This window comes from Methylobacterium sp. FW102-HT35C08, assembly GCF_058790235.1.
The window spans coordinates 4,227,623-4,254,592 of the sequence record NZ_JBYTCL010000002.1 but is presented as its reverse complement, the minus strand read 5'-3'; the positions used below and the strand labels follow the sequence as shown (position 1 = coordinate 4,254,592).

Sequence of the window (26,970 nt, the reverse complement as noted above, 5' to 3'; positions counted from 1 at the left end):
GGCATCCGTCATCGTGCGCGCTGTTCGTTGGCGACGGTCAGCCCGTCTGTCGCAGCGCCTCGCCGGCGATCATCGCGGCCGCCACCGCGACGTTCAGCGAGCGCAGGCCCGGCCGGATCGGCACCACCACCCGGGCGTCGGCGGCGGCGTGCACCGCCTCCGGCACGCCGGCGGATTCCCGTCCGACCATCAGGCAGTCGCCGGGTCGGAAGGCGAAATCCGTATAGGGCAGGGCGCCCGCCGTGGTGGCGAGCACCAGCCGCAGCCCGGCCTCGGCCCGCCACGCCTCGAAGGCCGCGAACGAGCGGTGCCGGGTAATCGCCACATGGTCGAGGTAGTCGAGGCCGGAGCGGCGCAGGTGCCGGTCCGAGACGTCGAAGCCGGCCGGCTCGACGATCTCCACGGCGAGCCCGAGGCAGGCGGCCATGCGCAGCATCGTGCCGGTGTTCTGGGGGATGTCGGGCTGGTAGAGGGCGAGGCGGAGCATGGCGCCCGCCTTGTGGGCGGCCGGAGCCGCGCCGTCAAAGACCCGCGGCGGCGCTACGCAGCCGGCAAAGCGCCGTGCCGGTCCCGCGGACCCGGTGAGGAGGCGCGGAACTTAAGGCCCGCCAGAACCTTAAGGCGGCGCCACCCCGTTCGCGGCCCGACGTCCGAAAGACCTGATCCGATGCGCACCCCGCTCCTCGCCTCGGCCCTGCTGCTGGCCGGCCTCGCCACAGCCTCGGCGCAGAATGCCGGCACGGACAGCGGCAGCGCCGCGGCCCCGGTGCCCGGCCAGCCCGCCACCATGGCCGACAACCTGCGCCCGACCTTCGTGGCCCAGACACCCGACGACATGGTCGCCAGCAAGCTGATCGGCTCGAGCGTCGTCAACGGCGCCAACGAGACGATCGGGCAGATCGCCGATTTCGTCCTCGACCAGAAGGGGGCGGTGAAAGCCTGGATCATCGGCGTCGGCGGCTTCCTGGGGATCGGCTCGAAATATGTCGCGGTCGATCCGTCCGTGCTCAAGCTCAACCGCACCGACGACAAGACGCTCCAGGCGCGTATCGACACGACCAAGGATCAGCTGCGCGCCGCGCCGGAATACGTCTACCTGGGCAAGGAGCCGCCGAAGGGCGCCGCCCCGGCGAGCCCCGCGGGCGAGCCGGCGGCGAAGCCCTGACGGGCCGCGCCAGCCGCGTCTGAGGGCCGGCGGCGGCGCGCCGGCTTGCGTCCGTGCGCCGTTCCGTGCTGTGCCAACCGCCGCACGGAGGTCGGAACCGTCACATGCGCCGCGCCCTCATCCCGCTTCTCGCCTTCTGCCTCGGCCTCGTCGGCATCACCGGGGCGGCGGTGTTCGCGTTCATGCCCGACCGGGCGCCGGTGGGTGTGCCCGGCGTCGGCGGCCCGTTCACGCTGATCGACCAAGACGGGCGCACGGTCACCGAGCGCGACTTCACCGGCGCAACGCACCTCGTGTTCTTCGGCTTCACCCATTGCCCGGATGTGTGCCCGACGACCCTGCAGCAGGTCTCGGATGTGCTGGCCGCCCTGGGACCAAAGGCCGAGCGGATGCGCGTCGCCTTCATCACGGTCGATCCGGAGCGCGACGACCCGGCGAGCCTGAAGACCTATCTGTCGAGCTTCGACCCGCGCATCACCGGGCTCACCGGCAGCGCCGAGCAGGTCGCCGCCACCGAGAAGGCCTATCGCGCCTATGCCCGCAAGGTGCCCGGCAAGGACGGCGACTACACCATGGAGCACACCGCCATCGTCTACGTGATGGACGGGCAGAATCGCTTCCTCGGCGCCCTGGACCTGTCGCGACCGGCGGCGGATACGGCCGCGCAACTCGCCAAGAAGATCTGAGCCGACTTTCGCGGAACGGTCTTGCGCGGGCGCCCTACAGAGTCATCCCGGCATGGAAGCGGTCGGGGGAGAGCGGCAGCAGGAACTGCACGCCGAAGCCGCCCTCGAAGTAGCGCACCAGCCGCCCGGGGGTGCTGCCCACCGTCACGGGCGTGCCCAGAGGCGGGGTCAGCGGGCAGGCGATCGCGACGCCCGACATCGAGATGTCGATGAGCCGGGCCTTGACCTCGTGGTCGCCGTCGATCCGCAGGATCACCGCCGCCTGGATCGGCACGAGGCGCTCGTGGGACCGCCCCTCCGGCAGCCCCAGCATCTCCCGGTTGGCCAGCCAGGTGAGCTGGGAGGCGAGCTTATCGCGCTTGCGCGGCGTGGCATTGAGCTGGACCGCGAAACCGTCCGGGCAGTGACGGGCGATGATGCCTTCGATTCGGCCGATATGTTCCAGGTAGAGCACCACGCGCTCGCCGACCTCGCCCTGCACCGCGCAGGTCAGCCGCACGCCGCCCGGCGACATGTCCACGGTCTGGCAGGGATATTCCCGACGGTCGGCCAGCATGTAGCGGCCGAGCACGGCGATCCGGACACGTTGGTGACGACGCTGGTCGGCGGCGCCGCGCGCCGGCCGGAGCGCTTCGGGTAGCCTGGTTCCAGCAAAGGCGTCGACCGCGATCATCCTGAGATTGGTCCTGCGCCGTCGTAATCGTGGCCGCAGGCTAGCCACAGACTGTTACGAAACCATTTTCCGCGCTCTGCGGCTGTCAGGATATCGCGCGGCCCGCTGCCGGGCGGGACTAGGCGGACCCGCCGGCAGCACAACGCGGCCAACGTCAGGTAGCCGGCCTCCGGAATCGGTTTCGGCTCGCGGCCGGCCGGCGTTCAGGCTCGCCCGCCGGCATGCACGAGGAGGTGTCCGCGGCGCACGGGGCCCGGATAGCTGGTCGCGGTCCGAACGGCCGGTCGCGCGGGCACCGCAGCCTCGGGGCGGCGGCTGGGCAGGATGCGCAGCGACGTCGTCTCCGCCTGCATCAGCGGCCGCAGGCCGATCCAGTGCGGCGTGCCGTCCAGGCTCAGCGCGCCGAGCGCGCGCACCTGCGTGCGACCGCGGTGGCGCAGCGGCAGGAGCAGGAGCTCGAGGTCCGCCGCCTCGCCGGCCGCGTTGGTGCCGCGCAGGCCCGCCACAACGCCGAGCGTGTCGCTGGCGACGATCTCGACGATCCGCCAGGGATCCGGAGCCTGCGAGCCCCAGAGCCGGGCGAAAGCCTCGCCCTTCAATTCGCGCCCGTACAAGGCGCAGACCCGTGTGCCGGCGAGCCGGATCGTGGCCGAGCGGGCGGCCATGTCGAGTTCCAGGATCAGGCTGTCGGCGAGGAGGTGGCGGATCTCGCCCGGTTCGATCTCGGCGCGCTCCGGCGCGGCGCGCTCTCCGCGCAGGCGCTCCCAGTAGGTGTGGAGCATGCGGCTGGTGGGATGCTTCATCGGTGTCCCGACTCTAAACGCCTGTGTTTGATCCCTGGATCATTCTGGCACATCCGCGAGGCTGTGGCCGGTCGATCCGGGCGCTCGCGGCGGCAGGGCGCATGGGCCGTGCCGCCCGGGCTGAGACGCGTCTGCGGTGCTGCATCGAGCTCAGGGCCGGCGCCTGAGGCATTGCGGATCGAATCAGCGACGTGTCCGCCGAGAGACCTGCGCGAAGCCACCGAACTTTACAACCAGCTTGGCCGGGGCCGCCCGATAGGAGCCGAAAAGTCCACCGGCGCCGTTCTCATCCGGCAGATTCAATACGTCGCCGGGACTTGCCCCGCCGGCCACAGCCCCGACATGGTGCCGCGATGGATGCCTCCCCCGATTTCCCGCGGCAGAGCCGCGTGCCCGTGTTCAACATGCCGGGGGTGGTGACACTCTCAATCGGGCTGCTGCTGGCGATCCAGGCGGTGCGCGAGTTCCTGCTGCCGGACACCTGGGACATCCGCCTCGTCCTCGACCTCGCGCTGGTGCCGGCCCGCTGGACCCTGTGGTTCGATCCCGGGCGCGCGTCCGACGTGATCCGCGCCGCCGCTGAGACCGGCGACCCCAGCCTGGAGGCCCCGCGCGAGGCCTTCGCCCGCTACATCGTGGGCGAGCACGCGCTCCAGCCCTGGACGCTGGTCACCTACGCGCTGCTGCACGGCTCGTGGATGCACGTGATCTTCAACAGCGTCTGGCTCGCGGCCTTCGGCTCGCCGGTGGCGCGGCGCTGCGGCGCCCTGCGCTGGGGCGTGCTCGCCCTGGCCGGCACGGCGGCCGGCGGCCTGCTCCATGTGCTGATCGATCCCCTGAGCGCGGGGCCGCTGGTCGGCGCCTCGGCGGGAATCTCAGCGCTGATGGCCGCGGCCGCCCGCTTCGTGTTCCAGCCGCCGGTCTCCGGCTACGGCGGCCCGTCCTGGCAGGTGCCGCCGCACCGGCCCGCCGAGACGATCCCCGAGCTGCTGCGCAACCGGACGGCGGTCTCGTTCCTGGTGATCTGGCTTCTGACGAACCTGCTCTTCGGACTGGTCAGCGTGCCGCTCGTCGGGGAGAGCGCGGCCATCGCCTGGGATGCGCATCTGGGCGGCTTTGTCGCGGGCTTCCTCCTCTTTCCCCTCGTCGATCCGCGGGAGCCCGGCCGGCACTGACCACCTTGCCAACCGGCCGGATCAGTCACACACTCGCCACAATGTGAAAGAGCCGGGGCCTACCCGGACGACAGCGCAACGCGGGCGCCGTGGGCTGACGGCGCACCCGACGCGTCACAAGGGAGAGAGCCATGAATGTCGCACGCATCCTCGCCGAGAAGGGCAGCTCCGTCGTCACCGTGAGCCCCGACAAGACCCTCGAGGACGTGATTCAGATCCTCGCCGACAAGCGGATCGGCGCCCTGGTGGTCGCCCAGGCCGACGGGTCGGTGGCGGGCATCATCTCCGAGCGTGACATCATGCGGGCGCTCGCCGGGCACGGCGGCTCGGCCTTCGACGCGCCGGTCTCGGCCCACATGACGGCCGCGGTCACAACCTGCAACAAGAGCGCGACGATCGAGGAGGTCATGGCGCTGATGACCGACGGCCGCTTCCGCCACGTGCCGGTCTGCGAGGATGGCCGCCTGATCGGGCTCGTCTCGATCGGCGACGTAGTCGCGCGCAAGATCGCCACCGTCGAGGCCGAGCATCAGGCCCTGCGCGACTACATCACGATGGCGTAGGGGCGGGGCTCTCGTCGGCTCGCCTTGCGGGGACCGTCATTCCGGGGTGCCGTGAGGCGAGCCCGGAATCCATGAACACCGTCAGCGCCGTCACGGGCACCGCGGCGTGCCTGGATCCCGGGCTCCGCTGTGTAGCTCCGGGATGACGGGCGCATGCGCCCGCCTCACGCCTTCGCGGGATCGAGCGTGACGTGCCAGAGGTCGGTGTCGGCCGCGTCCTTGAGGGTCACGGTCATCTGCTCGGTGGCGCCGTCGACCGCCACCTGGCCGAAGAACTGGTAGCCGGCGGCCGGCGACAGGTTCACCTGCCCCTTCTCGGGCGCCTTCACGAAGCGCAGCTGCGGCCCGAACGTGTTGTCGAGGGCGTTCGGCCCGAAGGTCCCGGCGTGCAGCGGCCCGGAGACGAACTCCCAGAACGGGTCGAAATCCTGAAACTGCGCCCTGTTGGGGTCGTAATAGTGGGCGGCCGTGTAGTGCACGTCGGCCGTCAGCCAGACCGTGTTGCGGATGCCGGCGCTCTTGATGAAGCGCAGGAGGTCGGCGATTTCCAGCTCGCGCCCGAGCGGCGGCCCGTCGCCCTGCGCCACCGCCTCCGAGCCGAAATTGCGGTCGGTGTCGTAGTTCACCACGAGGCCGAGCGGCATGTCGGCGGCGATCACCTTCCAGGTGGCGCGCGACTCGAGAAGCGCCCGCTTCAGCCACGCAAGCTGCTGCGGCCCGAGGAAGTAGGCGTCGGGCCCGTATTCCGTCTGCCGGTTCTCGCCGTTCGGGCCGCGGTAGGAGCGCATGTCGAGCATGAACACGTCGACCAGCGGACCGTAGCCGATCTTGCGGTAGACGCGGCCGGGCTCGGACGGCTCGAAGCGCATCGGCATGTATTCGTGGAACGCCTTGGCCGCGCGCAGCTGCAGGGCGAGGACGTTCGGGTCGGCGTATTTCTTCTTCAGGTGCTCGGCCCGGGTGAGGGGCTCGCCCGGCCACCAGTTGTTGGTCACCTCGTGGTCGTCCCATTGCGCCAGGATCGGCACGGCGGCGTTCATCGCCAGCACGTTCCGGTCGGTGAGGTTGTATTTGTGCCGGCCCCGGAACTCCGCGAGCGTCTCGGCGGGCTTGGTGACCTCCTCGGTCACGCGGTTGCACCACAGGCTGCCGTCGGGGAGCTTCACCTCGGAGGCGATCGGCCCGTCGGCGTAGATCGTGTCGCCGGAATGGATGAAGAAGTCCGGACGGTTCTTCAGGATGGCGGAATAGATCGTCATGCCGCCGCGGGCCTCGTCGATGCCCCAGCCCTGGCCTGCCGTGTCGCCCGACCAGCAGAACGACACGGAGCGCCGGTCCGCCGGCGCGGTGCGGAACCGCCCGACCTGTGCCGGGCCCACGATCGTCGGCGCGGCGATGTCCTGAAGGCGGACCCGGTAGAACACGTCCTGGCCCGCCGGCAGTCCGGTCAGCGCCACCTTCACGGTGCCGTCGGTCTCGGGGAGCGCGTCGGCGAACACGCCGCCGCGGCTGTCGGAGAAGCTCTCGGTGGTCGCCCACTCGATGACAGCCCGGGCGGGCCGGTCAGACCGCGCCCAGACCACCGCCGAGTCGATGCCGACATCGCCCGACTGGAGACCGTGGGTCAGGAGCGGCCGGTCGGCCGCGCGGCTCAGGCCGGGGCGTGCGAGGCCGGAGGCGAGCCCGACGAGGCCCGCGCCTCCGGAGAGCAGGATCTGACGACGACTCGCGGACATGGGAAGCGCTCCAGCTGGCCGGGCGCCCATCGCAGGCGGCCACGACAGCGGGATGACATTCCCGGGCCTGCGCCGCGGTTCAGCGCAGCAGCGCGGCCTTGTCCACCTGCAGCGCCGCCGCGATCTCGTCGAGCGCCTTGTGCTCGACCGCGCTGATGCCGCCGAAATCGGCCACGTCGGCACCGATCAGGAACACGTCCTGGCGCTGCTCGATCGGCCGCTCCGCGATGGCGCCGACGAGGCGCAGGTTCTCCAGACGCCCGGCGCGGGTCTTGGCCCGGGCGATCGCCTCGTAGAGCTCCTGCTCGACCCGAAGGGTGTCGTAGGATTTCTCGAGGATCGGATTGGCGCGGATGCCGGCGATCGCCGACTCGATCTCCTCCTCGGCCACGTCGCCGTCGGCCACGATGACGTTGGCCGCGGACGAGACCGAGGCCTGCAGGAAGACCGCATCGCCCGCATACGACATGATCGTGCGGCCGAACCGAAGGATGGCGTCCTGGAAAATGCTCATGCCGACCTCCCGTCGGATCGGAAGTGGCGGATATTGTGGCCGCCGAGTCAAGATCCGGCCGAGCTTGCCCCGGGGATGCCGGATTCAGGTCGCCGGTTCGTGGCCCGGCCAATCCCGTCCCAGATGGGCGGCCACGCGGGCCGGCTCGTCGCCGACCTCCGCCACGGCGGCCTCGACCTGCTCCACCGGCACCATGAACCGGCGCGCCCAGTAGGCCCGCTCCCAGGCATGGGCGGTGTTGACGGCCCTCGGCTCCGTCGACTCGGTCCGGTCCTGCGCGCTGTCGTCGGTCATCGGCCTTCCGCATCCGGCGAGGACCGGACGGCCCTCCGGGGTGACAAACGCCGGTCGGGCCGGATCGGCTCCGTTGGCTCCGCACAGCGGCGGGGCTCGGTCTGCGGCGAAGACACGCCACCGTTCTTGCGAGCGGAGCGAAGTCGTCCAGGGCCGCGCGACCTCTGTCGGCGTGGCGCAACTGGATGGCTTCGCTCCGCTCGCGATGACGAACCGGCCCACCGGCCCGATTGTCAGCAGCAGCGGAACCCGGACGTGTTGCCGACCCCGAAGCGGGCGTTCTCCCGGTTGCGGAAGAACTCCACCTCGGTCATCGGCGCCCGGTCGGGATGGGTGCGGCGGATATGATCGGCATAGGCCGCGTAATCCCCCTGTCCCACCATCAGCCGGGCGCCGTCGCAGACGCATTTGGACAGCGTCCGGAGCCGGTCCCGCAGGTTGGGCTGTTGCAGCATGGCGCGTCCTACTCCGCCGCGGCCAGGCGCGGTTCGGTCTCCAGGGCGGTCCAGCGATCCGCGCGCCACGCCTTCAGGCAGGCGGCGATGCCGAAGCCCGCGATGGCGACGACGAGGCCGATGAACAGGGCCGCCAGCACCGCGTCGATGCGGTCGTTGAGGATGATCTGGCTCATTTGGTCGGCGTTCTTGGCCGGCGCCAAGATCTTGCCCTCGGCGGCGGCCCCGGCGTAGCGCTCGGCATGGGCCAGGAAGCCGATCTTCGGGTCGGCCGAGAAGATCTTCTGCCAGCCGGCCGTGAGGGTGCAGATGCACAGCCACGCGGTCGGGATGATGGTCACGAACGCGTAGCGCTCGCGCTTCATCTTGAAGATCACCACCGTGCACAGCGTCAGCGCCACGGCGGCCAGCATCTGGTTCGAGATACCGAAGAGCGGCCACAGGGTGTTGATGCCGCCCAGCGGGTCGGTCACGCCCTGGTAGAGGAAGTAGCCCCAGGCCCCCACCGAGATGGCGGTCGCCGCGATGCTCGGCCCCCACGACGTGGTGTTCTTGAACGACGGCACCGCCAGCGCGACGAGATCCTGCACCATGAACCGGCAGGCGCGGGTACCCGCATCCACCGCCGTGAGGATGAACAGGGCCTCGAACAGGATCGCGAAATGGTACCAGAAGGCCATCATCGCCTTGCCGCCGATGGCCGACGAGATGATGTGGGCCATGCCGACCGCGAGCGTCGGCGCGCCGCCGGCCCGCGAGATGATCGTGTGCTCGCCGACGTCGGCGGCGGTCTGGGTGATGATTTCGGGCGTCGTGGCGAAGCCGAGCTTGGTCACGGCTGCGGCCGCCGTCTCGGGCGTCGTGCCGACCAGGGCGGCCGGCGAGTTCATCGTGAAGTAGACGCCCGGGTCGATCACGCAGGCCGAGACCAGCGCCATGATCGCCACGAAGGATTCCATCAGCATGCCGCCGTAGCCGATGAAGCGGGCATCGGCCTCGCTGGCGATCAGCTTCGGGGTGGTGCCCGACGAGATCAGGGCGTGGAAGCCCGAGACTGCGCCGCACGCGATGGTGATGAACAGGAACGGGAACAGGCTGCCCGCCCAGACCGGTCCGGTGCCGTCCACGAACTTGGTGACCGCCGGCATCTGCATGTGCGGCGCCACGAAGGCGATGCCGAGGGCCAGCCCGACGATGGTGCCGATCTTGAGGAAGGTCGACAGGTAGTCGCGCGGCGCCAGCAGCAGCCAGACCGGCAGGATCGACGCCACGAAGCCGTAGCCGATCAGCATCCAGCAGAGCTGCGGGCCCGTGAAGGTGAAGGCCGGGCCCCAGACCGGGCTCGACGCTACGGAGCCGCCAGCCACGATCGCCAGCATCAGCAGGACGAAGCCGAGGATCGAGACCTCGCCGATCTTGCCGGGCCGGATGTAGCGGGAATAGACGCCCATCAGCATGGCGATCGGGATCGTCGACATCACCGTGAAGGTGCCCCAGGGGCTCTCGGCCAGCGCCTTGACGACGATCAGCGCCAGCACGGCGAGCAGGATCACCATGATCAGGAAGGTGCCGAACAGGGCGATGATGCCAGGAATCGTGCCGAGCTCGGCCCGGATCAGCTCGCCGAGCGACCGGCCGTCCCGGCGCATCGATACGAACAGGACCATGAAGTCCTGCACGGCGCCGGCGAGCACGACGCCGGCCAAGATCCAGAGCATGCCGGGAAGGTAGCCCATCTGGGCGGCGAGCACCGGGCCGACCAGCGGACCCGCGCCCGCGATCGCCGCGAAATGGTGGCCGAACAGGACGCCGCGGTTGGTGGGCACGTAGTCGAGCCCGTCATTGTGGCGCACGGCCGGCGTCACGCGCTTCGGGTCGAGGCGCATCACCTTGTCGGCGATGAACTTGGCGTAGTATCGGTAGGCGATCAGGTAGGTGCAGACCGACGCGACCACGATCCAGAGGGCGTTGATGGTCTCGCCGCGCTGGCTCGCCACGATCGCCAGCGCCGCGGCGCCGAGCGCCCCTACGAGGGCCCAGGGCCCATGCCTGCCGATCGCCGAACCCATGTCCCACTCCCTGCGCGTCGCCTCGGGCTCGGGCGGCCGTTCTGGCCCCCGGCCGGAATTCTAGGATCCCGTGCGACAGGGTCGGTTTATCCTATCGGTCTCCCGTTGACGCAAGCGATCCGAGCTGTGATGCAGCGCCCCGGACCGCACGATGACCGCCGCCTGTAACGGCGGCCCCTCGTCACGGACCTGCTCTCCTCACCGGGCCGGATCATGGAAACCCGACGCCGCTCGCCGCTGATGTGGCTCCTGCTGCTGCCCTTCCTGGGACTCTTGTGGGTGCCGTTCTACAACCAGCACGATCCGATGCTGTTCGGCTTCCCGTTCTTCTACTGGTACCAGCTGGCCTGGGTGCCGCTGACCTCGCTGATCCTCTACGTCGTCTACCGGGCCGTGCGCGATGACCGCTGATCTCGACATCCCGGCGCTCTCGGTCTTCGTCTTCTTCTTCCTGCTCGTGACCGTGATGGGCTTCGTGGCCGCGCGCTGGCGCCGGCCCGAGACGCTGGCCCATCTCGACGAGTGGGGCCTGGGCGGCCGCAAGTTCGGCACCTGGATCACGTGGTTCCTGATCGGCGGCGACTTCTACACCGCCTACACGGTCATCGCGGTGCCGGCACTGGTCTACGCCGTGGGCGCCTACGGCTTCTTCGCCTTGCCCTACACGATCATCGTCTATCCGTTCGTGTTCGCGGTGATGCCGGTGCTGTGGCAGGCCGCCAAGGACAAGGGCTACGTCACGGCGGGCGACGTCGTGTACGGCACCTACGGCTCGCGGACGCTGGAGCTCGCGGTCGCGCTGACCGGCGTGATCGCCACCATGCCCTACATCGCGCTCCAGCTGATCGGCATGGAGGTGGCCATCAAGGCGCTGGGGCTGCACGGCGAGATCCCGCTGATCGTCGCCTTCCTGGTGCTGGCCTTCTACACCTACTCGTCGGGGTTGCGGGCGCCGGCGCTGATCGCCTTCGTCAAGGACATCATGATCTACGTCGTGGTGCTGGTGGCGGTGGCGATCGTGCCCTCGAAGCTCGGCGGCTACGGCGCGGTGTTCGACGCGGCCGACGCCGCCTTCAAGGCCAAGGGCTCGGGCGGCATCCTGCTCAGCCCGGCGCAGATCCTGCCCTACGCGTCGCTCGCGCTCGGTTCGGCGCTCGCGGCCTTCATGTACCCGCACACGCTCACCGGCATCTTCGCCTCGTCGGGCGGCAACACGATCCGCAAGAACGCCGTGCTGCTGCCGGCCTACACGCTGCTCCTCGGCCTGCTGGCCATGCTCGGCTACATGGGCCACGACGCCGGCTTGAAGGTGACGAGCAACAACGACGTCGTGCCGGCCCTGTTCAAGACCCTGTTCCCCGGCTGGTTCGCGGGCTTCGCCTTCGCGGCGATCGCCATCGGCGCGCTGGTGCCGGCGGCGGTGATGTCGATCGGCGCGGCCAACCTGTTCTCGCGCAACGTCTGGAAGGCCTACGTCAACCCGAACGTCACCCCGTCGGGGGAGGCGCAGGTCGCTAAGATCACCTCGATGCTGGTCAAGATCGGCGCGCTGGTGGCGATCCTGGTCCTGCCGACGCAGTTCGCCCTCGACCTGCAGTTGCTGGGCGGCCTGTGGATCCTGCAGACCCTGCCGGCGCTGGTCTTCGGCCTCTACGTGTCGTGGTTCCGCGCCCCGGCCCTGCTGGCCGGCTGGGCGGTGGGCTTCGTCGCCGGCAGCGCCATCGCGTGGTCGGACGGGCTGAAGCCCCTGCACACCCTGACGCTCGGCGACGCGAAGTTCACGCTCTACACCGGGCTGCTGGCGCTCGCCGTGAACATCGTCGTGGCGGTGGTGGTGAACGCGGCGCTGAGCCTCGGCGGCCGGAACCCCGCCGTCGCGGCGGGCCGCTGAGCCCCCGATACTCTGATTGAGGAGAGCACTATGGCGAAGGTCGCATTCCTGGGTCTCGGCGTGATGGGCGGCCCGATGGCCGGCCACCTCGCCAAGAAGGGTGGCCACGACGTCACCGTCTACAACCGCACCACCCAGAAGGCCGAAGCCTGGGTGAAGACCTATGGCGGCGCCTTCGCGCCCACGCCCCGGCAGGCCGTCGAGGGCGCCGAGATCGTGTTCGCCTGCGTCGGCAACGACGACGACCTGCGCAGCGTCGTGCTGGGTGAGGACGGGGCGCTCGCCGGCATGAAGCCCGGCGCGATCTTCGTCGATCACACCACGGCCTCGGCCGAGGTCGCCCGGGAACTCGCCGCCGCGGCCGAGGCGAAGGGCCTCGGCTTCATCGACGCCCCGGTCTCCGGCGGCCAGGCCGGCGCCGAGAACGGCGTGCTCACCGTGATGTGCGGCGGCGACGCGGCGACCTACGCCAAGGTCGAGGGCGCGATCGGGGCCTTCGCCCGGGCGTGCCGGCTGATGGGCCCGGTGGGATCCGGACAGCTCACCAAGATGGTCAACCAGATCTGCATCGCGGGCCTGGTCCAGGGCCTGTCCGAGGGCGTCCACTTCGCCAAGCGCGCCGGCCTCGACGTCGAGGCGGTGCTCGACGTGATCTCCAAGGGTGCCGCCGGCTCCTGGCAGATGGAGAACCGCGGCAAGACCATGAACCATGGCAAGTTCGACTTCGGCTTCGCAGTCGACTGGATGCGCAAGGATCTCGGGATCCTGCTGGACGAGGCCCGCCGCAACGGCGCCAAGCTGCCGGTCTCGGCCCTCGTGGACCAGTTCTACGCCGAGGTGCAGGCCATGGGCGGCAACCGCTGGGACACGTCGAGCCTGGTGGCGCGGCTGGAGCGCTGAGGCTGAGGGCGCCTCCGCAGACGGAGAGATCACCGGCCGTCTTCCCGGGGCCGCGGAGCGGAACCCGGGATCCAGACCCGCCGGCGGTGCTAAGCCTGACGCCGTCAGAGGTTCTGGATTCCGGGCTCGCCTGCGGCGCCCCGGAATGACGGCTTGGAGATGAACACGCCGGACGGGCGCAATCCCGTCATGACAGATCGGCGCTCGCAACGGCCTCCGGATCCATCCAGCGCCAACCGTCGCCCATCTGGTGGCGAAACCACGTGAACTGGCGCTTGGCGTAGGCCCGCGTATCCGCCTGCCCCCGCGCGATGGCCTCGTCGAGGCTGAGCGCCCCGTCGAGATGGGCGATCAGGCCCGGCACGCCGTGGGCGCGCATCACCGGCAGCATCGGATCGAGGTGTCGTGCGCGCAGGCGGGCGACCTCGTCCAGCGCGCCCTCCGCAATCATGGCCCGGAACCGGGCATCGATCCGGGCGCGCAGGCCCGACCGGTCGGGAGCCAGGAAGATCTTCTCGAGATCCCAGCCAGCCAGCGGCCCCGGCACCGGGTCGCCGTAGAAGCTCGCGATCGGGCGGCCGGTGGCGAGGAAGATCTCCAGGGCGCGCATCACCCGCATCCGGTCGCTCGGCCGCAGGCGGGCGGCGCCTTCGGGGTCGTGCCGGGCGAGGTCGGCATGCAGCGCTTCGGTCGGGCGGCCCTCGGCCTCTTCCCGCACCCGCGCGCGTACGGTGTCGGGCACCGGCGGCAGCTCCGAAAATCCCTGCTCCAGCGCCCGGAAATACAGGCCGGTGCCGCCGACGAAGACCGGCAGCCGCCCGTCGAGCGTCGCCAGCAGCGCCGTCGCATCCCGTGAAAAATGCCCCACGGAATAGTTCACGGCGCCGTCGACATGGCCGTAGAGCCGATGGGGCACCTGCGCCTCCTCGTCCGGGCCGGGTCGGGCGGTGAGGCGGCGCAGATCCGCGTAGACCTGCATCGAATCGGTGTTGATCACCGTGCCGCCCCGCTGTCGCGCCAGCCGGGCGGCGAGCGCCGACTTGCCCGAGGCGGTGGGCCCTGCGATGAGAATGGCCGCCGGGCGCCCCCCGGCTTCCCCCCGGTCTGGCGGCAAGGCGAAACTCCACGATGCTGGTCGCGGTCCTGATAGCAAACCCGGATCGGCCGTCCATCACCGACGCGGTGCTGGCCGAGACCCGCGCCGTGCTGCGGACGGAGCACCAGCCGCGGATCCTGCACGGAGAGGCCGCGGCCGAGCTGCTGGTGCCGGGCGAGCCCGGCGCCGCCGCGTCCTTGACGGAGCGGCTACGGAATGCGCTCGCCGGCGAGCCGATCGACCTCGCCGTGCTCCCCGCCGACGCGCATCGGCGCAAGCGCTTGTTCCTGGCCGATATGGACTCGACCATGATCGAGCAGGAATGCATCGACGAGCTCGCCGGAACGCTCGGCCTCAAGGACCATGTCGCGGCGATCACCGAGCGGGCGATGCGCGGCGAGATCGCCTTCGAGCCGGCTTTGCGCGAGCGCGTGGCCCTCCTGAAGGACATCCCGGTCGGCGCGGTGGACGGCCTGATCGCCGAGCGGCTGACGCTGACGCCGGGCGGTCGTACCCTGGTGCAGACGATGCGCGCGCACGGCGTGCACACCTGCCTCGTCTCGGGCGGCTTCACCCTGTTCACCGGCCCGATCTCGGCGATGATCGGCTTTCACGAGCACCGGTCCAACGTGCTGGGCGTCGCCGAAGGGCGGCTGACCGGCACGGTGGAGGATCCGGTCGTCGGCCAGGCCGAGAAGCGCGCGACCCTGATCGGACTGCGTGAAACGCTGGGCCTCGCCCCTGCGGCGACGCTCGCGGTGGGCGACGGGGCCAACGATCTCGACATGCTGACCGAGGCCGGCCTCGGCGTGGCGTTCCGCGCGAAGCCCGCGGTCGCCGCCGCCGCGCATGTCCGGGTCGAGCACGGGGATCTCAGCGCGCTCCTGTACCTGCAGGGCTACGCGGCCGCGGAGTTCGTTGGGTGAGCGCTCGGCGGGGATCCGGATCCTCGGGATCCCGCGCGCTCGCCTCACGCCATTCTTAACCGCGAGGGGGGGCGCCAACGCGCACGGCTGTGCTAGATAGTCCGCCATGCGATGCACCCTGACGGTCACCTCCAAGCGACGCATCCTGTGCGTCTTTCCCGCCTACACGCCGTCCTTCGGGACATTCTCCCACGCCTACCCGCTGATGGGCGGGGTGAAGGCGTTCATGCCGCCGCAGGGGCTGCTGCTGATCGCGGCCTACATGCCCGAGGCCTGGGAATGCCGGTTCATCGATGAGAATATCCGCCGCGCCGGCCCGGCCGACTTCGCCTGGGCCGACGCGGTGTTCGTGTCCGGGATGCACATCCAGGAGCCGCAGATCCACGACATCCGCGACCGCGCCCACGCGGCCGGCAAGGTCACGGTGCTGGGCGGCCCCTCGGTCTCGGGTGCCCCGGAGAAGTACGGCGACTTCGACTACCTCCACATCGGCGAGATCGGCGACGCCACCGACCAGCTCGTCACGCGCCTCGACGCCGACCTGACGCCGCCGCCTGCTCAGGTGGTGCTGGAGACGAAGGACCGGCTCGCGCTCTCGGACTTCCCGGCCCCGGCCTACGAGGCGGCGCCGCTCAAGCGCTACCTGATCGGCTCGCTGCAATTCTCCTCGGGCTGCCCGTATCGCTGCGAGTTCTGCGACATCCCGCAGCTCTACGGGCGCCAGCCGCGACTGAAGAGCCCGGAGCAGATGTGCGCCGAACTCGACGCCATCATCAGCCAGCCCGGCCATCCGGCGGTGGTCTACTTCGTCGACGACAACTTCATCGGCAATCGCAAGGCGACCCGCGAGATGCTGCCGCACCTCGTGGAATGGCAGAAGAAGAACAATTTTCCGCTCCAGTTCGCCTGCGAGGCGACGCTGAACATGGCCAAGCAGCCCGAGATCCTCGAGCTGATGCGGCAGGCCAACTTCATGACGGTGTTCGTCGGCATCGAGACTCCGGAGGCGGAGGCCCTCAAGGGCATCGACAAGACCCACAACGCCGCCGTGCCGATGTACGAGGCGATCGAGACCCTCAATTCCTACGGGCTGGAGGTGACCTCCGGCATCATCCTGGGGCTCGATTCGGACACCGACAAATCCGAGCAGAACCTGATCGACTTCATCGACCGCTCGGCGATCCCCGTGCTGACCATCAACCTGCTCCAGGCGCTGCCCAAGACCCCGCTCTGGGACCGGCTGGAGCGCGAGGGCCGGCTCCTGCACGACGCCAGCCTCGAGTCGAATGTGCTGTTCAAGCGGCCGCACGATTCGGTGGTCAGCAGCTGGCGCCGGGCGATCGCCCATGCCTACGAGCCGGAGAAGATCTTCGAGCGGTTCAAGCACCAATGCGCGGTGACCTACCCGAACCGGATCACGACGCCGACCGCCGGCAAGCTGACCTTCACCAACCTGCGCCGCGGCCTGATCCTCGGCTTCAACATCATCACCCGGGTCGGAATCTTCTCCGACTACCGCAAGCCGTTCTGGAGCGCGGCCGGCTACGCGATGAAGCGCGGGCAGATCGAGGCGGTGTTCAACATGGGCTTCGTCGCCCACCACCTGATCCGCTTCACCCGCGAGGCCCTGCGCGGCGAGCACAACGCCTCGTTCTACGCCGCCAAGGCCGCGGAGGCGAAGGAGGCCCGAGACCGGAGCTGGTGGGAGGCGGCGCGGCGCAAGCTGGTGCCGGAGCGCGAGGCGGCGTAGCCGAACCCCGCCAAGCGATGCAATCGCGGCAAGGCTCCAACGCAACCCCTTGCCTGCGGCGGAAAAGTCGCGCTTCGGCCCTTGGCAGGTGGCTTGCTAGGCTCTATACACCGCGCCTCACGCATTTCATCCTCACGGAAGGAGAACGGCCAATCGGCCGGTTTCCGCTTGAAATGTCGCCCGGGCAACCGGGTGGCACTGGCCGGAAGGATCCAAGGGGCGACGAGCCCCGCGGAGCCTTGTCCGGCCATGTCCTGTCCGAGACTGCAGGTGCCGGTTCGCCGGCTTAATCCGCCAGCCTGCACAGACGGGGAAGACCGAATTCGAAACGCCTCGCCTCGGCTCCCGGCCGCGGGGAGGTATCGGTTTGAACCCACTCGCCCGAGGCGGCCCGGAAGGGCACGCGCGGGGACAGGGCCGCGAAGCGTCGTTCGGACGTTCCCGGTCTTTCGGCCGAGATCACGTCCGGGCGGCATGTGCAACCGGCGGACCCGAACCCGGGTTCCGCCAACCGGAGAGAGCCCAGTGGACCGGACAGCTAAAGCTGATCTCGTCTCGACGCTCAACGGCGTGTTCAATCAGAGCGCCGTCGTCGTCGTGGCCCACTACAAGGGCCTCACGGTCGCCGACATGCAGAAGCTGCGTTCGCAGATGAAGCAGGCCGGCGCCACCGTGAAGGTCGCCAAGAACAGCCTCGCCGGCATCGCACTCGATGGCACGGACGTCGCCTCCATCAAGCCGCTCCTGAAGGGCCCGACCCTGCTCGCCTATTCGGGCGATCCGGTCGCTGCCGCGAAGGTCGCGGTCGATTTCGCCAAGGCTAACGACAAGCTCGTGATCCTCGGCGGCGCGATGGGGACAACGGCCCTGAACCCGGACGGCGTGAAGGCCCTCGCCTCGCTCCCGTCCCTCGACGAACTGCGCGCGAAGATCGTGGGCCTCGTGCAGGCGCCCGCGACCAAGATCGCCCAGGTCGTCAATGCGCCGGCGGCCAAGCTCGCCCGCGTGTTCGGGGCTTATGCCAAGAAGGACGAGGCCGCCTGAGGCCCTTCAAAAATCACCTGTTCGAACCGATATCTGAGAGGAATTCAAAATGGCTGATCTTGCCAAGCTCGTCGACGACCTGTCCTCGCTGACCGTTCTCGAGGCTGCCGACCTCGCCAAGATGCTCGAAGAGAAGTGGGGCGTCTCGGCCGCTGCCGCCGTCGCCGTGGCTGCCGGCCCGGCTGCCGGTGGTGGCGCTGCCGCCGTCGAGGAGCAGACCGAGTTCACGGTCGTCCTGGCGTCCGCCGGCGACAAGAAGATCGAGGTCATCAAGGAGGTCCGCGCGATCACCGGCCTCGGCCTCAAGGAGGCCAAGGACCTGGTCGAGGGCGCGCCGAAGCCGGTCAAGGAAGGCGTCGCCAAGGACGAGGCCGAGAAGCTCAAGGCCCAGCTCGAGAAGGCCGGCGCCAAGATCGAGCTCAAGTAAGTCGACGATGGGCCGGTTCCGGCCCATCACCCCACGGAGGTCCGTCTCGGGCCTGTCGTGACCGGAGCCCGCGGGTGTTGCGCCCGCGGGCTTTAGGCCGCTTCGGCGGATGGTCCTGAAAGGGGCCGGCGAGAGATTCAGGTTCGGTGGCGCGGCCCGGCGGGGCGCGCGTCACGGCCCGGTGCGGGAGGTCCCTTTCGGGAACGCTTCCCCGGGCGAGAGGTACGCGGGTAGGAGCGAGGTCACATGGCCAACACGCTGGTCGGTCGCAAGCGCATTCGGAAGTTCTTCGGCAAGATCAAGGAAGTTGCCGAGATGCCGAACCTCATCGAGGTTCAGAAGGCGTCCTACGACCAGTTCCTGATGGTCGACGAGCCCGAGGGCGGGCGCGCCGACGAGGGGCTGCAGAGCGTGTTCAAGTCGGTGTTCCCGATCTCCGACTTCGCCGCCACGGCGCTGCTCGAGTTCGTGCGCTACACCTTCGAGGCGCCCAAGTATGACGTGGACGAGTGCCGCCAGCGCGGCATCACCTTCGCGGCCCCGCTGAAGGTCACGCTTCGCCTCATCGTGTTCGATGTCGATCCCGATACCCAGGCCAAGTCGGTCAAGGACATCAAGGAGCAGGACGTCTACATGGGCGACATGCCCCTGATGACGGAGAACGGCACCTTCATCGTCAACGGCACCGAGCGCGTCATCGTCTCGCAGATGCACCGCTCGCCGGGCGTGTTCTTCGACCACGACAAGGGCAAGACCCATTCGTCGGGCAAGCTCCTGTTCGCCGCCCGCATCATCCCGTACCGGGGCTCCTGGCTCGACGTCGAGTTCGACGCCAAGGACATCGTGCATGTCCGCATCGACCGGAAGCGCAAGCTGCCGGCGACGTCGCTGCTCTATGCCCTGGGCCTGGACGGCGAGGAGATCCTGTCGACCTTCTACAACCGCGTGGTCTACGACCGGGACGGCGCCGAGTGGCGCGTGCCGTTCGATGCCGAGCGCATGAAGGGCATGAAGGCGACCGTCGACCTGATCGACGCCGATTCCGGCGAGGTCGTGCTTGAGGCCGGCAAGAAGCTCAACGCCCGCAACGCCCGCCAGATCACCGAGAAGGGCACCAAGTTCCTCAAGGCGACCGACGAGGATCTCGTCGGCCAGTACATCGCGGAGGATCTGGTCAACACCCAGACCGGCGAGATCTGGGCCGAGGCCGGCGAGGAGATCACCGAGAAGCTTCTGAAGAGCCTGGAGGATGTCGGCACCGCCGAGCTGCCGGTGCTCGACATCGACCACGTCAATGTCGGTCCCTACATCCGCAACACGCTGGCGGTGGACAAGAATTCCGGCCGCGAGGGCGCGCTGTTCGACATCTACCGGGTCATGCGCCCGGGCGAGCCGCCGACCCTCGACACCGCCGAGGCGATGTTCCACTCGCTGTTCTTCGACTCCGAGCGCTACGACCTCTCGGCGGTCGGCCGCGTGAAGATGAACATGCGTCTCGATCTCGACGCCGCCGACACCGTGCGCACGCTCCGCAAGGAGGACATGCTGGCGGTGGTCAAGGCGCTGGTCGAGCTGCGCGACGGCAAGGGCGAAGTCGACGACATCGACCACCTCGGCAACCGCCGCGTCCGCTCGGTGGGCGAGCTCATGGAGAACCAGTACCGCCTGGGCCTCCTGCGCATGGAGCGCGCCATCCGCGAGCGCATGAGCCAGGTCGATATCGACACGGTCATGCCGCAGGACCTGATCAACGCGAAGCCTGCGGCTGCGGCCGTGCGCGAGTTCTTCGGCTCGTCGCAGCTGTCGCAGTTCATGGACCAGACCAACCCGCTGTCCGAGGTGACGCACAAGCGCCGCCTCTCGGCGCTTGGCCCGGGCGGTCTGACCCGCGAGCGCGCCGGCTTCGAGGTGCGCGACGTGCACCCGACGCACTACGGCCGCATCTGCCCGATCGAGACGCCGGAAGGCCCGAACATCGGCCTGATCAACTCGCTCGCCACCTTCGCGCGGGTGAACAAGTACGGCTTCATCGAGACCCCGTTCCGCCGCGTCCGCGACGGCGTGGTCACCGACGAGGTCGCCTACCTCTCGGCCATGGAAGAGGCGAAATACTACGTCGCCCAGGCGAACGCCCAGATGGACGAGGCCCGCAAGCTCACGGAGGACCTCGTGGTCTGCCGTCGCGCCGGCGAGGTGATCGTCGTCGGGCCTGAGCGCGTCGACCTCATGGACGTGTCGCCGAAGCAGCTGGTCTCGGTCGCCGCGGCGCTGATCCCGTTCCTCGAGAACGACGACGCCAACCGCGCGCTCATGGGCTCGAACATGCAGCGCCAGGCGGTGCCGCTGGTCCGCGCCGACGCCCCGTTCGTGGGCACCGGCATGGAGGCGGTGGTCGCGCGCGATTCCGGCGCCGCCATCGCGGCGCGCCGGGCCGGCATCATCGATCAGGTGGACGCCACCCGTATCGTCATCCGCGCCACCGAGGAGGCCGACGCCAACAAGCCGGGCGTCGACATCTACCGCCTCCAGAAGTTCCAGCGCTCCAACCAGTCGACCTGCATCACGCAGAAGCCGCTGGTCCGCGTCGGCGAGTTCGTGAAGAAGGGCGAGATCATCGCCGACGGTCCCTCGACCGAGTTCGGCGAGCTGGCGCTCGGCCGGAACGTGCTTGTCGCGTTCATGCCGTGGAACGGCTACAACTTCGAGGACTCGATCCTGCTCTCCGAGCGGATCGTGAAGGATGACGTGTTCACCTCGATCCACATCGAGGAGTTCGAGGTGATGGCCCGCGACACCAAGCTCGGGCCGGAGGAGATCACCCGCGACATCCCGAACGTCTCCGAGGAGGCGCTCAAGAACCTCGACGAGGCCGGCATCGTCTACATCGGTGCCGAGGTGAACGCGGGCGACATCCTCGTCGGCAAGATCACCCCGAAGGGCGAGAGCCCGATGACGCCGGAGGAGAAGCTGCTCCGCGCCATCTTCGGCGAGAAGGCCTCGGACGTGCGCGACACCTCCCTGCGGGTGCCGCCGGGCGTCACCGGCACGATCGTCGAGGTCCGGGTGTTCAACCGCCACGGCGTCGACAAGGACGAGCGCGCCCAGGCGATCGAGCGCGAGGAGATCGAGCGGCTCGCCAAGGATCGCGACGACGAGCAAGCGATCCTCGACCGCAACACCTACGCCCGTCTGGCGGACGTGCTGATCGGTCAGGCGCCGGTGGCCGGCCCGAAGGGCTTCAAGAAGGACACCACGCTCACCCGCGAGCTGATCAACGACTACCCGCGCTCGCAATGGTGGCAGTTCGCCGTCATCGAAGACCGTCTCATGACCGAGATGGAGGCGATGCAGAAGCAGTACGACGAGTCGAAGAAGCGCCTTGAGCAGCGCTTCCTCGACAAGGTCGAGAAGCTGCAGCGGGGTGACGAGCTGCCTCCGGGCGTCATGAAGATGGTCAAGGTCTTCGTGGCGGTGAAGCGCAAGATCCAGCCGGGCGACAAGATGGCCGGCCGTCACGGTAACAAGGGCGTCGTGTCGCGGATCGTGCCGATCGAGGACATGCCGTTCCTGGAGGACGGCACGCATGCCGACATCGTGCTCAACCCGCTGGGCGTGCCCTCGCGCATGAACGTCGGTCAGATCCTGGAGACGCACCTGGGCTGGGCGGCTGCGGGCCTGGGTCGCAAGGTGTCGAAGGCGGTGGATGCCTATCTGAAGACACAGGACATCGCGCCGCTGCGGGAGGAGATGACGGCGATCTACTCCCCGGGCGAACTCGACGGCCTGACGGACGAGGAGCTGGCCGAGGCCGGCAACAACGTCCGCCGCGGCGTGCCGATGGCCACCCCGGTGTTCAACGGCGCCAAGGAGGCCGACATCGAGCAGATGCTGGAGATGGCCGGGCTGGACCGCTCGGCGCAGTCGACGCTCTACGACGGGCGCACCGGCGAGCCCTTCGACCGCAAGGTCACCATGGGCTACATCTACATGCTGAAGCTCCACCACCTCGTGGACGACAAGATCCACGCACGCTCGATCGGCCCGTACTCGCTCGTCACCCAGCAGCCGCTGGGCGGCAAGGCGCAGTTCGGCGGCCAGCGCTTCGGCGAGATGGAGGTCTGGGCGCTGGAGGCCTACGGCGCGGCCTACACGCTGCAGGAGATGCTCACGGTGAAGTCGGACGACGTGGCCGGCCGCACCAAGGTGTACGAGGCGATCGTCCGCGGCGACGACACGTTCGAGGCCGGCATCCCCGAGTCGTTCAACGTGCTCGTCAAGGAGATGCGCTCGCTCGGCCTCAACGTCGAGCTTACCTCCTCCAAGAAGGCGGCCAACGACCAGCTGGAGCCGCCTGCGGACGCGGCCGAGTAAGCCAAGAGAACCACACCTCCCGTGGCGGCGGCCTGCCGCCGCCACGGTCGAGCGGGAAGGGGAGGGGCCTTCCGGGGTTCGACGACGGTGAGCAGCGCCCGTGCGGGGTGCGGCGCCGGATCTTTTTCAGGACGCGGTGGCCCGGCGCGGGGCTGCCGGCGTCAACAAGGAGCGGATCATGAACCAAGAGGTCATGAACCTTTTCAACCAGCAGGCCACGCCGGTCAGCTTCGACCAGATCAAGATCTCGATCTCGTCCCCGGAGAAGATCCTCTCCTGGTCGTACGGCGAGATTAAGAAGCCCGAGACCATCAACTACCGGACCTTCAAGCCCGAGCGCGACGGCCTGTTCTGCGCGCGTATCTTCGGGCCGATCAAGGACTACGAGTGCTTGTGCGGCAAGTACAAGCGCATGAAGTACAAGGGCGTCATCTGCGAGAAGTGCGGCGTCGAGGTCACCCTCGCGCGCGTCCGGCGCGATCGCATGGGCCATATCGAGCTGGCCGCCCCCGTCGCCCACATCTGGTTCCTGAAGTCGCTGCCGAGCCGCATCGGCCTGCTGCTCGACATGGCGCTCAAGGACCTTGAGCGGATCCTGTACTTCGAGTCGTACTGCGTCATCGAGCCGGGCCTCACCCCCCTGAAGGAGCGTCAGCTCCTGTCGGAGGAGGAGTATCTGCGCGCGCAGGAGGAGTACGGGGAGGACTCGTTCACCGCCATGATCGGCGCCGAGGCCATCCGGCGCATCCTGCAGGAGCTCGACCTCGACAAGATCGCCAACGATCTGCGCGAGGAGATCGCGGTCACCACCTCGGAGCTGAAGCCCAAGAAGCTCCTGAAGCGACTCAAGATCATCGAGGCCTTCCAGATGTCCGGCAACAAGCCGGAATGGATGATCCTCACGGTCGTGCCGGTGATCCCGCCGGACCTGCGCCCGCTAGTCCCGCTGGATGGCGGCCGCTTCGCGACCTCCGACCTGAACGACCTGTATCGCCGTGTCATCAACCGCAACAACCGCCTGAAGCGGCTGATCGAGCTGCGCGCGCCCGACATCATCATCCGCAACGAGAAGCGGATGCTGCAGGAGGCGGTCGACGCCCTGTTCGACAACGGCCGCCGCGGCCGCGTCATCACGGGTGCCAACAAGCGCCCGCTGAAGTCGCTCGCCGACATGCTGAAGGGCAAGCAGGGCCGGTTCCGCCAGAACCTGCTCGGCAAGCGCGTCGACTACTCGGGCCGTTCGGTCATCGTGGTCGGTCCGGAGCTGAAGCTGCACCAGTGCGGCCTGCCCAAGAAGATGGCTCTGGAGCTGTTCAAGCCGTTCATCTACGCGCGCCTCGACGCCAAGGGCTTCTCGGCCACGGTGAAGCAGGCCAAGAAATTGGTCGAAAAAGAAAAGCCGGAGGTCTGGGATATCCTTGATGAGGTGATCCGTGAGCACCCGGTGATGCTGAACCGCGCGCCGACGCTCCACCGCCTCGGTATCCAGGCCTTCGAGCCGAAGCTGATCGAGGGCAAGGCGATCCAGCTGCACCCGCTGGTCTGCGCCGCGTTCAACGCCGACTTCGACGGCGACCAGATGGCCGTGCACGTCCCGCTGTCGCTCGAGGCGCAGCTGGAAGCGCGCGTCCTGATGATGTCGACCAACAACATCCTGCACCCGGCCAATGGTCAGCCGATCATCGTGCCGTCGCAGGACATCGTTCTCGGCCTCTACTACCTGTCGATCGTGGCCGAGGGCGCGCCGGGCGAGTTCAAGCCGGGCAACACCAAGAATCCGATGCAGGGCGTCTACGGTGACATGGGCGAGCTGGAGCACGCCCTGGCCGCCAAGGCCGTGTCGCTGCACTCGAAGATCAAGTGGCGCTGGACCGGCATCGGCCCGGATGGCGAGCCGCTGACCAAGACCTACGAGACCACGCCCGGCCGGGTCATCCTGTCCGGCGCCCTGCCGAAGCACGCCAAGGTGCCCTTCGACGTCGTCAACAAGCTGATGACCAAGAAGGAAATCTCGGCGATGATCGACACCGTCTACCGCCACTGCGGTCAGAAGGAGTCGGTGATCTTCTGCGACCGGATCATGGCGCTGGGCTTCACCCACGCGTTCAAGGCCGGCATCTCCTTCGGCAAGGACGACATGGTCGTGCCGGAGAACAAGTGGTCGATTGTCGACACGACCCGCGCGCTCGTGAAGGATTACGAGCAGCAGTACAACGATGGCCTGATCACCCAGGGCGAGAAGTACAACAAGGTGGTCGATGCCTGGGCCAAGTGCTCGGACAAGCTGGCCGCCGAGATGATGGGCCGCATCTCGGCCGTCCAGAAGGACGAGCACGGTGCGGACAAGCAGGTCAACTCGATCTACATGATGAGCCATTCGGGTGCCCGTGGCTCGCCTGCCCAGATGAAGCAGCTCGCGGCGATGCGCGGCCTCATGGCCAAGCCGTCGGGCGAGATCATCGAGACCCCGATCATCTCGAACTTCAAGGAAGGCCTGGACGTTCTGGAGTACTTCAACTCCACGCACGGTGCCCGTAAGGGCCTGGCCGACACCGCCCTGAAGACCGCCAACTCCGGCTACCTGACCCGCCGCCTCGTCGACGTGGCGCAGGACGCCGTCATCCGCGAGGTGGATTGCGGCACGACCAATGGCATCAAGATGCGCGCCATCGTGGATGCCGGCCAGGTCGTGGCGACGCTCGCCACTCGTATCCTGGGCCGCGCCACGGCCGAGGATCTGGTGGCCGCGGACGGCACGGTGATCGTCAAGACCGGCGAGACCATCGAGGAGCGGCACCTGCCGGCAATCAACGCCGCCGGCATCCAGGAGGTGAAGATCCGCTCGGTGCTGGTCTGCGCCACCAAGAGCGGCGTCTGCGCCACCTGCTACGGGCGCGACCTCGCCCGCGGCACGCCCGTCAACATGGGCGAGGCCGTCGGCGTCATTGCGGCGCAGTCGATCGGCGAGCCGGGCACGCAGCTCACGATGCGCACCTTCCACATCGGTGGTGCGGCCCAGATCGCCGACTCGTCGTTCATCGAGTCGAGCTTCGAGGGCACGATCAAGATCCGCAACCGCGCCGTGGCCAAGAACACGGACGGGGATCTGATCGCCACAGGCCGCAACGTGGCGGTCGTCATCGTCGGGTCGGACGGGGTCGAGCGGGCGGTCCACCGCCTGCAATACGGCGCCAAGCTCCGGGTCGACGAGGGTGACAAGATCAAGCGCGGGCAGCGGATCGCCGAGTGGGATCCCTACACCCGTCCGATCCTCACCGAGGTGGACGGCCTCGTGGCCTATGAGGATCTGGTCGATGGCCAGTCCATGACCGAGACCACCGACGAGTCGACCGGCATCGCCAAGCGCGTTGTCGTCGACTGGCGCGGCTCGGCCCGGACCTCGGACCTGAAGCCCGCGATGGTCGTGGTCGACCGAGACGGCAAGGCGCTCAAGCTGCCCCGCGGCTCGGACGCCCGCTACTTCCTGCCGGTCGACGCCATCATCGGCTTCGACCCGGGCGCGACGGTCAAGGCCGGCGACATCCTCGCCCGCGTCTCGACCGACTCGGCCAAGACTCGCGACATCACCGGCGGTCTGCCGCGGGTGGCGGAGCTGTTCGAGGCCCGGCGCCCGAAGGACGCGGCGATCATCGCCGAGAAGTCGGGCACCATCGCGTTCGGCCGCGACTACAAGAACAAGCGTCGGCTCACGCTGACGCCGCATGACGGCTCGGAGGCGGTCGAGTACCTGATCCCGAAGGGCAAGCACATCCACCTGCAGGACGGCGACGTGGTCGAACTCGGCGATTACATCGTCGACGGAAACCCGGCCCCGCACGACATCCTGGCGATCAAGGGCGTGGAGGAACTCGCGGCCTACCTCGTCAACGAGATCCAGGAGGTCTACCGGCTGCAGGGCGTGTCGATCAACGACAAGCACATCGAGGTGATCGTCCGTCAGATGCTGCAGAAGGTCGAAGTGACCGACGGCGGCGACTCGGACATCCTCTCGGGCGACCAGATCGATCGCACGGAGCTGACCGACTTCAACGAGAAGCTGCTCGCCGAGGGCAAGAAGCCGATCCAGGGCGTCCCCGTCCTGCTCGGCATCACCAAGGCGTCGCTGCAGACCAAGTCGTTCATCTCGGCGGCCTCGTTCCAGGAGACCACCCGCGTCCTCACCGAGGCGGCGGTCAACGGCAAGGTCGACACCCTGGAAGGCCTGAAGGAAAACGTGATCGTCGGCTCGCTGATCCCGGCGGGCACCGGCTCGATGGTGGCGGATATCCGCTCCATCGCCCGCCGCCGCGACGCGATGATCCTGCAGCAGAAGCAGACCGAGAGCGGTGCGATGCCGGTCGAGGAGCTTCCGCCCGCCGCCGCCGAGTAAGGCGACCGGTCGGACCGAGACGAGAGAGGGCGGCCTTCGGGC

The 26,970-nt window shown here is 68.7% G+C and carries 22 protein-coding genes; 13 read left to right on the top strand and 9 right to left on the bottom strand.

Annotated features, from left to right (window positions below):
• Window positions 1-37 precede the first annotated feature (37 nt).
• The gene (locus AC3WSN_RS20230; RefSeq protein ID WP_192710179.1) at window positions 38-487 is read right to left on the bottom strand and encodes a tRNA (cytidine(34)-2'-O)-methyltransferase; all 450 of its coding nucleotides are present in this window, start codon (window positions 485-487) and stop codon (window positions 38-40) included.
• Window positions 488-667: 180 nt separating this feature from the next.
• On the opposite strand from AC3WSN_RS20230, the gene AC3WSN_RS20225 reads away from it, so the two are divergent.
• On the top strand, window positions 668-1,165 hold the full coding sequence (locus AC3WSN_RS20225) for a PRC-barrel domain-containing protein (RefSeq protein ID WP_192710178.1): 498 nt from the start codon (window positions 668-670) through the stop codon (window positions 1,163-1,165).
• Between the two features lie 104 nt (window positions 1,166-1,269).
• On the top strand, window positions 1,270-1,851 hold the full coding sequence (locus tag AC3WSN_RS20220; protein ID WP_238197665.1) for an SCO family protein: 582 nt from the start codon (window positions 1,270-1,272) through the stop codon (window positions 1,849-1,851).
• Between the two features lie 34 nt (window positions 1,852-1,885).
• Here the strand turns inward: AC3WSN_RS20220 and AC3WSN_RS20215 are convergent, their stop codons facing one another.
• Window positions 1,886-2,524, bottom strand: a complete 639-nt coding sequence (locus AC3WSN_RS20215) for a PilZ domain-containing protein (RefSeq protein WP_492540319.1) — start codon at window positions 2,522-2,524, stop codon at window positions 1,886-1,888.
• Between the two features lie 203 nt (window positions 2,525-2,727).
• Window positions 2,728-3,327 carry a PAS domain-containing protein gene (locus AC3WSN_RS20210; RefSeq protein ID WP_492540317.1) on the bottom strand — a complete coding sequence of 200 codons (600 nt, stop codon included), beginning with the start codon at window positions 3,325-3,327 and terminating at the stop codon, window positions 2,728-2,730.
• Window positions 3,328-3,680: 353 nt separating this feature from the next.
• Here AC3WSN_RS20210 and AC3WSN_RS20205 point away from each other — a divergent pair, with 353 nt between their 5' ends.
• Both AC3WSN_RS20205 and AC3WSN_RS20200 read left to right on the top strand, forming a co-directional pair.
• On the top strand, window positions 3,681-4,502 hold the full coding sequence (locus tag AC3WSN_RS20205; RefSeq protein ID WP_192710174.1) for a rhomboid family intramembrane serine protease: 822 nt from the start codon (window positions 3,681-3,683) through the stop codon (window positions 4,500-4,502).
• Between the two features lie 131 nt (window positions 4,503-4,633).
• Complete coding sequence (locus AC3WSN_RS20200; RefSeq protein ID WP_192710173.1) at window positions 4,634-5,065, top strand: CBS domain-containing protein; 432 nt, start codon at window positions 4,634-4,636, stop codon at window positions 5,063-5,065.
• A 164-nt stretch (window positions 5,066-5,229) separates the two neighbouring features.
• On the opposite strand, the gene AC3WSN_RS20195 is transcribed toward AC3WSN_RS20200, so the two are convergent.
• The 5 genes from AC3WSN_RS20195 to AC3WSN_RS20175 all read right to left on the bottom strand — a co-directional run bounded on the left by AC3WSN_RS20195 (window position 5,230) and on the right by AC3WSN_RS20175 (window position 10,133).
• Complete coding sequence (locus AC3WSN_RS20195) at window positions 5,230-6,801, bottom strand: alkaline phosphatase D family protein (RefSeq protein WP_492540314.1); 1,572 nt, start codon at window positions 6,799-6,801, stop codon at window positions 5,230-5,232.
• A gap of 79 nt (window positions 6,802-6,880) precedes the next feature.
• Window positions 6,881-7,315 (bottom strand): tellurite resistance TerB family protein, encoded by a 435-nt coding sequence (locus AC3WSN_RS20190; protein ID WP_192710171.1) that lies wholly within the window; start codon window positions 7,313-7,315, stop codon window positions 6,881-6,883.
• A gap of 84 nt (window positions 7,316-7,399) precedes the next feature.
• Window positions 7,400-7,609 (bottom strand): DUF3606 domain-containing protein, encoded by a 210-nt coding sequence (locus AC3WSN_RS20185; RefSeq protein WP_192710170.1) that lies wholly within the window; start codon window positions 7,607-7,609, stop codon window positions 7,400-7,402.
• Between the two features lie 233 nt (window positions 7,610-7,842).
• Window positions 7,843-8,064 (bottom strand): YbdD/YjiX family protein, encoded by a 222-nt coding sequence (locus AC3WSN_RS20180; protein WP_192710169.1) that lies wholly within the window; start codon window positions 8,062-8,064, stop codon window positions 7,843-7,845.
• Between the two features lie 8 nt (window positions 8,065-8,072).
• Window positions 8,073-10,133 carry a carbon starvation CstA family protein gene (locus tag AC3WSN_RS20175; protein WP_492540311.1) on the bottom strand — a complete coding sequence of 687 codons (2,061 nt, stop codon included), beginning with the start codon at window positions 10,131-10,133 and terminating at the stop codon, window positions 8,073-8,075.
• 213 nt (window positions 10,134-10,346) lie between these two features.
• On the opposite strand from AC3WSN_RS20175, the gene AC3WSN_RS20170 reads away from it, so the two are divergent.
• Genes AC3WSN_RS20170 through AC3WSN_RS20160 form a run of 3 tightly spaced genes read left to right on the top strand, consistent with a single transcriptional unit; the run spans window position 10,347 to window position 12,924 of the window.
• Window positions 10,347-10,544, top strand: a complete 198-nt coding sequence (locus AC3WSN_RS20170) for a DUF3311 domain-containing protein (protein ID WP_160536759.1) — start codon at window positions 10,347-10,349, stop codon at window positions 10,542-10,544.
• The gene (gene mctP / locus AC3WSN_RS20165; protein WP_492540309.1) at window positions 10,534-12,024 is read left to right on the top strand and encodes a monocarboxylate uptake permease MctP; all 1,491 of its coding nucleotides are present in this window, start codon (window positions 10,534-10,536) and stop codon (window positions 12,022-12,024) included. Before AC3WSN_RS20170 ends, mctP begins: the two co-directional genes overlap by 11 nt.
• A 30-nt stretch (window positions 12,025-12,054) precedes the next feature.
• Window positions 12,055-12,924, top strand: a complete 870-nt coding sequence (locus tag AC3WSN_RS20160; RefSeq protein ID WP_492540307.1) for an NAD(P)-dependent oxidoreductase — start codon at window positions 12,055-12,057, stop codon at window positions 12,922-12,924.
• Window positions 12,925-13,111: 187 nt separating this feature from the next.
• Here the strand turns inward: AC3WSN_RS20160 and miaA are convergent, their stop codons facing one another.
• Entirely contained in the window at window positions 13,112-14,038 is a 927-nt protein-coding gene (miaA, locus tag AC3WSN_RS20155) for a tRNA (adenosine(37)-N6)-dimethylallyltransferase MiaA (protein ID WP_492540305.1), read from the bottom strand.
• 14 nt (window positions 14,039-14,052) lie between these two features.
• Between miaA and serB the strand changes: the two genes are divergently transcribed.
• From serB to rpoC, 6 genes are all read left to right on the top strand, one after another.
• The gene (gene serB / locus AC3WSN_RS20150; RefSeq protein ID WP_492540303.1) at window positions 14,053-14,946 is read left to right on the top strand and encodes a phosphoserine phosphatase SerB; all 894 of its coding nucleotides are present in this window, start codon (window positions 14,053-14,055) and stop codon (window positions 14,944-14,946) included.
• Between the two features lie 106 nt (window positions 14,947-15,052).
• Window positions 15,053-16,696 carry a B12-binding domain-containing radical SAM protein gene (locus AC3WSN_RS20145; RefSeq protein WP_492540301.1) on the top strand — a complete coding sequence of 548 codons (1,644 nt, stop codon included), beginning with the start codon at window positions 15,053-15,055 and terminating at the stop codon, window positions 16,694-16,696.
• Window positions 16,697-17,221: 525 nt separating this feature from the next.
• Window positions 17,222-17,740 carry a 50S ribosomal protein L10 gene (gene rplJ, locus AC3WSN_RS20140; protein ID WP_192710162.1) on the top strand — a complete coding sequence of 173 codons (519 nt, stop codon included), beginning with the start codon at window positions 17,222-17,224 and terminating at the stop codon, window positions 17,738-17,740.
• A gap of 49 nt (window positions 17,741-17,789) precedes the next feature.
• A complete protein-coding gene (rplL, locus tag AC3WSN_RS20135; protein WP_192710161.1) occupies window positions 17,790-18,167 on the top strand; it encodes a 50S ribosomal protein L7/L12 in 378 nt (125 codons plus the stop codon).
• Window positions 18,168-18,413: 246 nt separating this feature from the next.
• The gene (rpoB, locus tag AC3WSN_RS20130) at window positions 18,414-22,538 is read left to right on the top strand and encodes a DNA-directed RNA polymerase subunit beta (RefSeq protein ID WP_192710160.1); all 4,125 of its coding nucleotides are present in this window, start codon (window positions 18,414-18,416) and stop codon (window positions 22,536-22,538) included.
• 178 nt (window positions 22,539-22,716) lie between these two features.
• Complete coding sequence (rpoC, locus tag AC3WSN_RS20125; RefSeq protein ID WP_192710159.1) at window positions 22,717-26,928, top strand: DNA-directed RNA polymerase subunit beta'; 4,212 nt, start codon at window positions 22,717-22,719, stop codon at window positions 26,926-26,928.
• The last annotated feature ends 42 nt before the right edge of the window (window positions 26,929-26,970 follow it).